Below are 10,570 nucleotides of genomic sequence, written 5' to 3'. Positions count from 1 at the left end.
GGGCCTCTCCTTCCGAGAGGCCCCGGCCGCTGTCGTCCACCCGGATGTCCATCCGGTCGCAGAGATCCCGATTCCCCCTCCCCGCGGCCCGGGGCGGCGACCCCGCCCCGACGCGTGGTCGACCCCACGGTTCTGGGTGTTCGTTTACTCGGCACACAGGTGTTGACGAGTGTTTATCAACCTCATATCACCTCATTAGTCACTTGCGCACCACTTCCTGAGCAAACCGTTGACACCCACTCAGCCTTAGAGGATTCTTATCGGGGTTAGAAGACCGGACCTGGGACCACACGGTCCCGGTCGTCCGAGGGGTCACACCACCGAAAGGACCTCCCCCATGAACAAGCCCAACAGGGCCGCCGCGGTCGCGGCGACATTCCTGCTCGCCACCGCCGGAGTCCAAGGCACGGCGAACGCGCAGGATCTCGGCAGTGTCATCGATGCGATCGGTCCGATTCTCGGCCCGTTCACCGGGTCCGCCGGCGACCTCGCCGGGGGCTCTGCCGGCCTCGATCCGCTCAGTGGCTCGGCCGACCTCCCCGCTCTGAGCTCCGATCCCCTCGGCGGCTCCTCGGCACTGCCGGGCAGCTCCGACCTGCTCGGCGGGTCGTCCGAGATTCCGGGCAGCTCCGATCTCCTCGGCGGGTCGTCCGAGATTCCGGGCAGCTCCGACCTGCTCGGCGGGTCGTCGGAGATCGGTTCCGCGGACATGGCCCCGCTGTCCACGGATCTGCTCGGTGGTTCCGCCGAGTTCGGATCGACGGATATCGGCTCCCTCGGCATGATGCCCCTGTCCTCCGACCTCCTCGGCGGCTCCGCCGAACTCCCCGCCTCGTCCGAGCTCCCGCCGCTGTCCACCGACCTGCTCGGCGGCTCGGCCGAGTTCGGCTCCACCGACGTCGGTTCGCTCGGTATGGCCCCGCTGTCCACCGACCTGCTCGGCGGCTCCGCGGACTTCACCTCCTCCGACCTCTCCCCGCTGTCCACCCAGCTGGACCTGCTCGGCGGCTCCGCGGAGTTCGGTTCCACCGAGGTCGGCTCCGCCGGCATGGCCCCCCTGTCCACCGACCTGCTCGGCGGCTCCGCAGAGTTCGGCTCCGCGGAGTTCGGCTCCACCGAGCTCGGCTCCGCCGGCATGACCCCGCTGTCCACCGACCTGCTCGGCGGCTCCGCGGGCTTCACCTCCTCCGACCTGGCCCCGCTCGTCGGCTCCGCCGGCATGGCCCCCCTGTCCACCGACCTGCTCGGTGGGTCCGCGGGCTTCACCTCGTCCGACCTGGCCCCGCTCGTCGGCTCCGCCGGCATGGCCCCTCTGTCGACCGAACTGCTGGTGGGTTCGGGTGACGTGGGATCGGACGGCATGACCCCGCTGTCCACGGACCTCCTCGGAGGATCCGCCGAGTTCGGCTCCACCGAGGTCGGTTCCCTCGGCATGACCCCGCTCTCCACGGAGCTCGATCTCCTCGGTGGTTCCGCGGAGTTCACCTCTTCTGATCTCGCGCCGCTCACCGGCTCCGAGGGCATGGGCTCGCTGGGGATGACCCCGCTGTCGACCGAGCTCAACTTCCTCGGCGGGTCCGCGGAACTCCCGCCGCTGTCCGCCAACTTCCCGGACGGTTCGACCGAGGGCATCGGCGGCTCCGCCGAGCTCGTCGGCGACGGGATCGCCGGGTCGCTGACCAACGGCTCCGCCAACCAGCTCGCCGGCTCGGTGGAGAGCAACTCCGCCGACCCGATCATCGGGTCGATCGCCGAGGGCGGGATCCTGCCCGCACTGTCCGGCTCCATCGAGGAGGTCTCCGGATCCCTCTCGGGCAACAGCGGCTCCACGGGCCAGAGTTCGGACCTGATCACCGGATCCACCGGTGGCAGCGCCGAGGTGTTGACCGGCTCCTTCGGTGACCTCACCGCGGTCAACGGCTCGCTCACCGCGCTGACCGGTTCGCTGGAGAACGGTTCTCTCCAGGGCGTCGGATCGACGAACCTCGGGTCCGAGATGGGCGCGCTCAGCTCCCTGGAGGCCGCGGCCAGCCTGGGCGGCGAGAGCGGTTCGGGAATCGCCCTGCTTCCGGTCCTGTCCCTGGGCGGCACGCTCGTCCTCGCGGGCGCCGCGATCAATGGTGGCGTGGCGCTCCCCGCCCTGCCCCCGATGCCCGGCCTGCCGCCGCTGCCCACGATCTGCGACCTGCCGCAGGAGCAGGTCGACCAGCTCGCGAACGCGGGATCGGTTCACGCGCAGGACTGCCCGGATCCCGAGAACTGAGTCACCCGATACCGGGCGCTGAGCCCGGGACCGGAGAAGGAGCCCCGCACCGAGCTGGTGCGGGGCTCCTTCTCGCAGTTCAGGCCGGGCGCAGTTCAGGCCGGGCGCAGTTCAGGCCGGGCGCGGTTCAGACCGGCGGGCTCAGCGGGCGCCGTACACGGGCACGGGCGCGGGCGACTCGGAGAGCAGTCGCGGCACCACGGACCGCAGCTCTGCCGGGTCCCATTTGGCACCCTTGTCCTCGGACGCGGCGCGCTGCCACCCGTCGCACACGGTGACCTTTCCTCCCTCGACCTCGAACACCCGACCGGTGACCTCGGCAGACTCCGCCGACCCCAGCCACACGACGAGCGGCGAGACGTTGGCCGGGTCCATGGCGTCGAAGGACCCGTCCTCGGGCGCGGCCATCTGAGAGGCCATTCCCTCCCCGGCGGAGGTGGTCATCCGGGTACGCGCGGCGGGGGCGATGGCGTTGGCGGTCACGCCGTACCCCTTCATCTCGGCGGCGGTCTGGATGGTCAGCAGCGCGATCCCGGCCTTCGCGGTGGCGTAGTTGCCCTGTCCCACCGAACCGAACAGCCCGGCTCCCGACGAGGTGTTGATCACCCGGGCCTGGCGGGGCCGGCCGGCCTTCGACTCCGCGCGCCAGTACTCGGCGGCGTGCCGGAGCGGCGCGAAGTGGCCCTTGAGGTGGACGTTGATCACGTTGTCCCAGTCCTGCTCTCCCATGCCGACGAGCATCTTGTCCCGGAGGAAGCCGGCGTTGTTGACCAGCACGTCGAGACCGCCGAAGTGGTCGATCGCCTGCTGGACGAGTTCGCGTGCCCCCTCCCACGAGGAGATGTCGTTACCGTTGACCACCGCCTCGCCTCCGGCTGCCCGGATCTCCTCCACCACCTGCTCGGCCGGTGACTCCCCCACGTCCGATCCGTCGAGACCGGCGCCGAGGTCGTTCACCACGACCCTGGCTCCCTCGGCCGCGAAGGCCAGGGCGTGCTCCCGGCCGATCCCGCGGCCGGCGCCGGTGACGATGACGACGCGTCCGTCGCAGATTCCCATGGTTCTCCTTGGATAGATGTTCGGTGATGTCAGGGACTGGTGTTGGCGTTGGCCGCCGAGAGAAACGCCGGCTTCTCGCCACCCCCGTGGACCAGGAGTTCGGCACCCGTGATGTAGGCCGCCAACGGCGAGGCCAGGAACGCGGCCGCCTGGCCCACGTCCCGCGGGTCGGCCATCCGGCCCATCGGGATCGTGGCGTCGACCGCGGCCACACCGTCGGAGTCCCCGTAGTGCATCTCGGCGAGCTCGGTCTTGACCGGGCCCACCACCACGGAGTTGATCCGCACGGCGGGCGCCCACTCGACGGCGAGCGACTGCGTGAGCGAGTCGATGCCCGCCTTGGCGGCGCCGTACGAGGCGGTCCCGGGCGAGGGCCGGTGGCCGGAGACCGACGAGATGTTGACGATCGCCCCGCCGGACGGCTGCATGACCCGGTTCGCCTCCTGGGCCACCGTGAGGGCGGACAGGAGGTTCAGCGCGATGATCTTGGAGTGGAAGTTGGGGCTGGCGTCGGCCGCCAGGGCGAACGGCGCGCCGCCGGCGTTGTTGACCACCACGTCCAACCGACCGTGTCGTTCCACGATCCGGTCGACCATCGCACGCACCGCGTCGGGGTCCCGGAGGTCGACGGAGTGGAACTCGAGATCCGCGACGTCGGACCCGTCGTCGGCGGGGCGCCGCGCGCAGGTGACGACGACGGCGCCGGCTTCGCGGAAGACCCTGCTGATCCCCGCGCCGACGCCACGGACGCCGCCCGTGACGAGGACGACCCTGCCCGCCAGACCCAGATCGATGTTCGACATGCGTGCTAGCCTACCAAGCAAGCGTTTGGTTAGTCACCCGACCGCTGAAGCACAGCGGCGGCGTGCGAAGGGAGCACCATGGGCATCAGTGTCGACAAGGGATCGGACGGCATCGCGACCGTCACCGTCGACTTTCCCCCCGTCAACGCCATCCCGTCAGCGGGGTGGTTCGAACTCGGCGAGCAGATCCTCGCCGCCGGGCGCGACCCGGAGGTGCACGTGGTGATCCTCCGTGCCGAGGGCCGGGGGTTCAACGCGGGCGTCGACATCAAGGAGATGCAGGACTTCGAGGGTTTCGACCACCTGCTGGCGGCCAACCGTGGGTGCTACGTGGCCTTCAACGCGGTCTACGAATGCGCGGTCCCCGTGATCGCCGCGGTGAACGGGTTCTGCGTCGGTGGCGGCATCGGACTCGTGGGGAACGCCGACTGCATCGTCGCCTCCGACGACGCGGTCTTCGGACTGCCCGAGGTGGACCGGGGAGCCCTCGGCGCCGCGACCCACCTGGCGCGCATGGTCCCCGCGCACATGATGCGCACCCTGTACTTCACGTCGCGCAACGTCACCGCCCAGCAGCTCCACTCGTGGGGGACGGTGTACGAGGTGGTACCCCGTGACCAGCTGGACGCGGCGGCGCGCGACCTCGCCGAGACGATCGCCGCCAAGGACACCCGGGTGATCCGCGCGGCCAAGGAAGCCATCAACCACATCGACCCGGTCGACGTGAAGACCTCGTACCGCATGGAGCAGGGCTTCACCTTCGAACTCAACCTCGCCGGCGTGGCCGACGAGCACCGGGATGAGTTCGTCAAGACGGGCCGCAACCTGGACAGACGAGACAACAGAGCCGAGAGGACGGGCGAGAACAAGTGACGACGACCCCCACCCCGCGCGACAAGCGCACCAGTCTCGACGAGGCCGTGGGACGCCTCTCCAGCGGCATGACCATCGGCATCGGCGGGTGGGGCTCGCGGCGCAAGCCGATGGCGCTCGTCCGCGCGATCCTGCGCCGCGAGGACCTGACCGACCTCACCGTCGTCACCTTCGGCGGCCCGGACCTGGGGCTGCTGTGCTCGGCCGGGAAGGTCTCCAAGGCCTACTACGGCTTCGTCTCACTGGACTCCGCGCCGTTCTACGACCCCTGGTTCGCCCGCCGACGCACCGAGGGGGCGATCGTCTCCCGCGAGATGGACGAGGGCATGGTCCGCGCCGGCCTCACCGCCGCGGCGCACCGCCTGCCGTTCCTGCCCACGCGCGCCGGTCTCGGCTCGGACGTCTTCCGGTTCTGGGGCGACGAGCTCAAGACCGTCGACTCCCCCTACCTCGTCGACGGCCAGACGGAGACCCTGGTGGCGATGCCGGCCCTGCGTCTGGACGCCGCCCTGATCCACCTGGACAAGGCCGACAGGCACGGCAACGCCGCGTTCACGGGCGTCGACGGCTACTTCGATGACCTCTACGCGATGTCCGCGGACACGGTCCTCCTCGAGGTCGACGAGGTCGTGGAGTCGGCGGATGCGCTGATGAACGAGGTGGGCCCGCAGCGCATGCTCCTGAGCCGGATGTTCGTCGACACCGTCTCCGAAGCGCCGAACGGCGCCCACTTCACGTTCGCCGGCGGCTACGGCCGCGATGAGGCGTTCCAGCGGCACTACGCCTCCGCGGCCAAGGACCAGGACTCCTGGGACGCGTTCGTCTCCGAGTTCCTGTCCGGGTCCGAGGAGGACTACCAGAAGGCGGTCGCCGCGTTCGCGGAGAAGGCCGCCGCCGCAGACAAGGGAGCCAAGTGATGACCGACACGACCACCCAGTCCGTCAGCCGGGCCGAGTACTGCGCCGTGGCATGCGCGGAGATCTTCGCCGGTGCCGGCGAGATCTTCGCCTCCCCCATGACGCCGATGGCCACCATCGGCGCCCGCCTCGCCCGTCTCACCACCGAGCCGGACCTGCTCATCACCGACGGCGAGTACCGCTTCCTGGCCCAGACCCCGCCGTTGGGCAAGGTCATCGACTTCGAGGGGTACATCCCGTTCCCCCGCGTGTTCGACGTCCTCCAGGCCGGCACCCGCCACGTGGTCATGGGCGCCAACCAGATCGACCGGTTCGGCAACCAGAACCTCTCGGCCTTCGGCGACGACGTCCAGAAACCCGCGCGGCAGATGTTCGGCCTGCGCGGCGCCCCGGGCAACTCGATCAACCACGCCACCAGCTACTGGGTGGGCAAGCACTCCACCCGCGTCTTCACCGAGAAGGTCGACATCGTCTGCGGCGTGGGCTACGACCGGTATGACGAGGGTGATCCGGCGTTCCGCTACCACCACCTCCACCGGGTGGTGTCCAACCTGGGGGTGTTCGACTTCACCGGATCCGATCGCGGGATGCGCGCGGTGAGCCTGCATCCGGGGGTGACCGCCGAGGAGGTCGCGGACAACACCGGGTTCGCTATCGAAGGGCTGGCCGAGGCGGGGGTCACCCGCGACCCGTCCGCCGAGGAGCTCCGCCTCATCCGCGAGGTCCTCGACCCACGCGGATTCCGCGACCGCGAGGTGCCGGCCGCGTGAACGCCCCCACCATCACCACGGCCTTCACCGAGCTCGTCGGCGTCGAGTACCCGATCGTCCAGACGGGGATGGGGTGGGTGTCCGGTCCGGAGCTCACCGCGGCCACCGCCAACGCCGGGGGGCTGGGGATCATCGCCTCCGCCACCATGACGTACGCGGAGCTCGAGAACGCCATCGTCCGCACCAAGGAGCTGACCACCAGGCCCTTCGGGGTCAACCTCCGCGCGGACGCCGAGGACGCCGCCGAGCGGTGCGAGCTGATGATCCGTCACGGGGTCAGGGCCGCCTCGTTCGCGCTCGCGCCCAAGCCGGAACTGATCGCCAGGTTGAAGGAGAACGGCCTCGTCGTCGTCCCCTCCATCGGTGCGGCCAAGCACGCCGTCAAGGTGGCCTCGTGGGGCGCCGACGCGGTGATCGTCCAGGGCGGCGAGGGCGGTGGACACACCGGCCCGGTGGCCACGACGCTGTTGCTGCCGAGTGTCATCGACGCGCTGGGCGGGGCCGGGAACACCTCCATCCCGGTGATCGCGGGGGGAGGGTTCTTCGACGGCCGCGGCCTGGTGGCCGCGCTGGCCTACGGCGCCGCCGGCGTCGCGATGGGCACGCGGTTCCTGCTCACCAGCGATTCCCGCGTCCCGGACGCGGTCAAGCAGCAGTACCTGGAGAAGGGGCTGCAGGACACCGTCGTCTCCACCCGTGTCGACGGCATGCCGCACCGCGTCCTGCGTACCGGCCTGGTCAACGCCCTGGAGTCGGGCAGCCCCGTCAAGGGGATGCTGGCGGCCGTCCAGAACGCCAACAAGTTCAAGTCCATGACGGGCATGAGGTGGCAGGCACTCGCCAGGGACGGCCTCAACATGAAGAAGGCGTCCGACCGCACGTGGCAGCAGATCGTCATGGCCGCCAACACCCCGATGCTGCTCAAGGCCGGCCTCGTCGAGGGGAACACCGAGGCCGGTGTTCTGGCCTCGGGTCAGGTCGTGGGCATGATCGAGGACCTGCCCAGCTGCGACGAGCTGATCCAGCGGATCATGGCCCAGGCGCATCAGCGACTGGAGACCCTGCGGGACCTGGGGCCGTAGACGCCACTCGCAACCCCACCCGACCCACGGGCAACTTCTCTCACGCACCCGCCGACCGCACACGTCGGCGGGTGCGGTCGTGTTCGCCGAATCAGCACTTCCTCAGGACTTTCTTGGCCTACTCTGAGAGTCGTTGTCCGCCACCCGCGGACCCCACCCCGCACCCTCAGGAGAACACTATGACCTCCCCCCATACCGCAGTCCGCACCGCCGCCGTCCTCGGCGCCACCGCCGCCCTGACAATCGCCGGCGCCGGCGCCGCGTCCGCCGCCACCGCCGCCGCGCCCGTGGTCAACGGCAACACCGTCTCCGTCACCTTCGAGAAGGACTTCCTGGTCGATGCGGACACGTGTGTCGCCGCGGTCGTCCCCACGTCGAGTGCTCCGGCCCTCCTCACGCAGCTCGAGGCGCTCTCGAACCTGGACCTCAACGCGATCTCCAACCTGGTCAACGGCTTCTCCGACGTGACGTTCCTCCAGACCGGCGGCCTCCTGCCCTCCCCGATCGCCAGCGTGACGCTCACTGACGTCACGGTGTCGGCCACCGTGCAGTCCAACGTGTACGCCGTGGTCACCTACTGCCTGATCGGCGGATCGGATGTCGCCGGGCCCGTGCTCGTCGGCGACCCGCTCGACGCGATCCAGGGCAGCCTCGGCGGACTGTCCTCCGACGGCGACGCGCTCGGAACGCTCTCCGCCGCCACCGGCGAGGGCGATGACAGCGGCCTCGGCAGCGTCCTCGGCCTGCTCGGCGGCGGGGGCGACCTCGGCCTCGACACCCTTTCGGCGGCCGGCGACACCGAGAACTGACAGCACACGCACGCGGGCCCCGCACCAGTCGGTGCGGGGCCCGTCCCGTTATGGAGCCGCAGCTGAGCCGTCAGGTGTCCAGGCGCTCGATGATCGTCACGTTGGCGGTGCCGCCGCCCTCGCACATCGTCTGCAGGCCGTAGCGGCCGCCGGTGCGCTCGAGCTCGTTCAGGAGTGTGGCGAACAGTTTCGCGCCGGTGGCACCGAGCGGGTGACCGAGGGCGATGCCGCCGCCGTTGGGGTTCACCCGGGCCGGGTCGGCGCCGATCTCCTTGATCCAGGCCAACACGACGGGGGCGAACGCCTCGTTGATCTCCACCACGTCGATGTCGTCGATCGTCAGTCCGGTCTTCTCCAGGGCCCACCGGGTGGCGGGGATCGGCGCGGAGAGCATCATCACCGGATCGTCGCCGCGCACGGTGAGGTGGTGGATCCGGGCCCGCGGCGTCAGGCCGTACTTCTCCACCGCCTCCGCGGACGCGAGCAGCCCCGCGGACGCCCCGTCGGAGATCTGTGACGCCACCGCGGCGGTCAGGGACCCTCCCTCGGCGAGCACCGGCAGTGAGGCCATCTTCTCGAGTGTGGTCTCACGGGTGGTCTCGTCCGACTCGAGTCCGGCCAGCGGAACGTACTCACCAGCGAACCGGCCCTCGGCGATCGCGGCGCGGGCGCGGGAGTGCGACTGCAGCGCCCACTGCTCCATCTCCTCGCGGGAGATGTCCCACCTGTCGGCCATCATCTGCGCGCCGTTGAACTGCGAGATCTCCTGGGCGCCGAAGCGCTCGACCCACCCGGTGGAGCCGGTGAACGGGTCGTCGAACCCGTACTCGCGACCCGCCAGCATGGCCGACGAGATGGGCAGGGCGCTCATGTTCTGGACTCCACCGAACAGCACCACGTCCTGGGTCCCGGACATGATCCCCTGGGCCCCGAAGTGGATGGCCTGCTGGCTGGATCCGCACTGGCGGTCGACGGTCGTGCCGGGCACGCCGAGGGGCATCCCCGCCGCGAGCCACGCGGAGCGCGCGATGTTGCCCGCCTGGGGGCCGATGGCGTCCACGCAACCGAAGATCACGTCGTCGACGACCTCCGGGTCGATCCCCGTGCGCTCGACGACGGCGCGGATGACGTGCGCGCCCAGGTCCGCCGGGTGCTGGCCGGACAGGCTGCCGCCGCGCTTGCCCGCGGGCGTCCGGACTGCGTCGATCACGTAGGCCTCGCGGCCGGTCACGCTGGTCATGTGTCTCCTCGTGGGGGTATGAGATCAGGATGGGATGGTGCTGATCAGTCGTCGGCCAGGCCGTCGAGCACGATGCGCAGGTACTGGTCCGCGATCGCGGCGTGGTCGTCGGCGTCCTCCGGCCGGTACCAGCGCACTGCCACCCAGACCGTGTCACGGAGGAACCGGTAGGTGAGCCGGATGTCGAGGTCGGGACGGAACTCCCCGGACTCCATTCCCCGACTCAGCACGTCGGTCCACATCTCGCGGAACTCGGTGTTGCGCTCGCGGAGGTAGTCGAACCTCGGATTGCCCCGGAGATGCTTGAGCTCGTCCTGGTAGATGGCCACCTCGTCGCGGTGGCGGTGGATGGCCTCGAACGAGACGCGCACCAGCCCCTCGAGGGTCTCCCGGGGCGACGACCCCGCGTCGACGATCCGCTGGTAGTCACCGAAGAGCGAGTCGAGGAATCCGCGGAGGATCTCGTCTACGATCGCCTCCTTGGACGAGAAGTGGTGGTACAGGCTGCCCGAGAGGATGCCGGCCGCGTCGGCGATGTCTCGCACGGTGGTGGCGCGGAGGCCGCGCTCGGCGAAGAGCCCGGCGGCGATCGCCAGGAGCTCCTCACGTCTGGTCGTGCTGGTCATTCGGCCACCCTACCAACCAAGCACTTGCTAGGTACAGGACACTGCGACCCGAGGCCTGCGGCGGCCGCGTCGGTCCGCCCGCCGGCGCGGCCGACTGCCTAGACTCCCCACCATGCGCCCCACGATCT

General features: G+C 70.2%; 10 protein-coding genes. 6 read left to right on the top strand and 4 right to left on the bottom strand.

Going from position 1 to position 10,570, the window contains the following annotated elements:
- Positions 1-337 precede the first annotated feature (337 nt).
- Entirely contained in the window at positions 338-2,263 is a 1,926-nt protein-coding gene (locus G6031_RS15755) for a hypothetical protein (protein ID WP_182653770.1), read from the top strand.
- A gap of 141 nt (positions 2,264-2,404) precedes the next feature.
- On the opposite strand, the gene G6031_RS15750 is transcribed toward G6031_RS15755, so the two are convergent.
- Both G6031_RS15750 and G6031_RS15745 read right to left on the bottom strand, forming a co-directional pair.
- Positions 2,405-3,322, bottom strand: a complete 918-nt coding sequence (locus G6031_RS15750; protein ID WP_182653769.1) for an SDR family oxidoreductase — start codon at positions 3,320-3,322, stop codon at positions 2,405-2,407.
- A gap of 29 nt (positions 3,323-3,351) precedes the next feature.
- A complete protein-coding gene (locus tag G6031_RS15745; protein WP_182641188.1) occupies positions 3,352-4,125 on the bottom strand; it encodes an SDR family oxidoreductase in 774 nt (257 codons plus the stop codon).
- Between the two features lie 78 nt (positions 4,126-4,203).
- Here G6031_RS15745 and G6031_RS15740 point away from each other — a divergent pair, with 78 nt between their 5' ends.
- The 5 genes from G6031_RS15740 to G6031_RS15720 all read left to right on the top strand — a co-directional run bounded on the left by G6031_RS15740 (position 4,204) and on the right by G6031_RS15720 (position 8,576).
- Positions 4,204-4,998: an enoyl-CoA hydratase family protein gene (locus G6031_RS15740; RefSeq protein ID WP_179524561.1), complete on the top strand. Its 795-nt coding sequence runs from the start codon at positions 4,204-4,206 to the stop codon at positions 4,996-4,998.
- Positions 4,995-5,915 carry a CoA transferase subunit A gene (locus tag G6031_RS15735; protein ID WP_182653768.1) on the top strand — a complete coding sequence of 307 codons (921 nt, stop codon included), beginning with the start codon at positions 4,995-4,997 and terminating at the stop codon, positions 5,913-5,915. Before G6031_RS15740 ends, G6031_RS15735 begins: the two co-directional genes overlap by 4 nt.
- Entirely contained in the window at positions 5,915-6,685 is a 771-nt protein-coding gene (locus G6031_RS15730; RefSeq protein WP_182653767.1) for a CoA-transferase, read from the top strand. The genes G6031_RS15735 and G6031_RS15730 overlap by 1 nt, the downstream gene beginning before the upstream one ends.
- Positions 6,682-7,767 (top strand): nitronate monooxygenase, encoded by a 1,086-nt coding sequence (locus G6031_RS15725; RefSeq protein WP_182653766.1) that lies wholly within the window; start codon positions 6,682-6,684, stop codon positions 7,765-7,767. The genes G6031_RS15730 and G6031_RS15725 overlap by 4 nt, the downstream gene beginning before the upstream one ends.
- A gap of 179 nt (positions 7,768-7,946) precedes the next feature.
- Positions 7,947-8,576, top strand: coding sequence for a hypothetical protein (locus tag G6031_RS15720; protein WP_182653765.1), 630 nt, complete (start codon positions 7,947-7,949; stop codon positions 8,574-8,576).
- Positions 8,577-8,646: 70 nt separating this feature from the next.
- Here the strand turns inward: G6031_RS15720 and G6031_RS15715 are convergent, their stop codons facing one another.
- Together G6031_RS15715 and G6031_RS15710 are read right to left on the bottom strand one after the other, a co-directional pair.
- Positions 8,647-9,816: an acetyl-CoA C-acetyltransferase gene (locus tag G6031_RS15715; protein WP_182653764.1), complete on the bottom strand. Its 1,170-nt coding sequence runs from the start codon at positions 9,814-9,816 to the stop codon at positions 8,647-8,649.
- A 44-nt stretch (positions 9,817-9,860) separates the two neighbouring features.
- Entirely contained in the window at positions 9,861-10,442 is a 582-nt protein-coding gene (locus G6031_RS15710) for a TetR/AcrR family transcriptional regulator (RefSeq protein ID WP_182609555.1), read from the bottom strand.
- Positions 10,443-10,570 lie beyond the last annotated feature (128 nt).

It is taken from the genome of Dietzia sp. CQ4 (genome assembly GCF_014145125.1).
GTDB lineage: Bacteria > Actinomycetota > Actinomycetes > Mycobacteriales > Mycobacteriaceae > Dietzia > Dietzia natronolimnaea.
Note: the sequence above shows the minus strand (reverse complement) of the source record. Positions and strands in the feature narration are given on the sequence as shown.

Coding starts and splice junctions, on each gene's coding strand:
- G6031_RS15750 (WP_182653769.1), bottom strand. CDS start 3,322: ATGGGAATCTGCGACGGACGCGTCGTCATCGTCACCGGCGCCGGCCGC.
- G6031_RS15730 (WP_182653767.1), top strand. CDS start 5,915: ATGACCGACACGACCACCCAGTCCGTCAGCCGGGCCGAGTACTGCGCC.
- G6031_RS15710 (WP_182609555.1), bottom strand. CDS start 10,442: ATGACCAGCACGACCAGACGTGAGGAGCTCCTGGCGATCGCCGCCGGG.
- G6031_RS15720 (WP_182653765.1), top strand. CDS start 7,947: ATGACCTCCCCCCATACCGCAGTCCGCACCGCCGCCGTCCTCGGCGCC.
- G6031_RS15745 (WP_182641188.1), bottom strand. CDS start 4,125: ATGTCGAACATCGATCTGGGTCTGGCGGGCAGGGTCGTCCTCGTCACG.
- G6031_RS15715 (WP_182653764.1), bottom strand. CDS start 9,816: ATGACCAGCGTGACCGGCCGCGAGGCCTACGTGATCGACGCAGTCCGG.
- G6031_RS15755 (WP_182653770.1), top strand. CDS start 338: ATGAACAAGCCCAACAGGGCCGCCGCGGTCGCGGCGACATTCCTGCTC.
- G6031_RS15740 (WP_179524561.1), top strand. CDS start 4,204: ATGGGCATCAGTGTCGACAAGGGATCGGACGGCATCGCGACCGTCACC.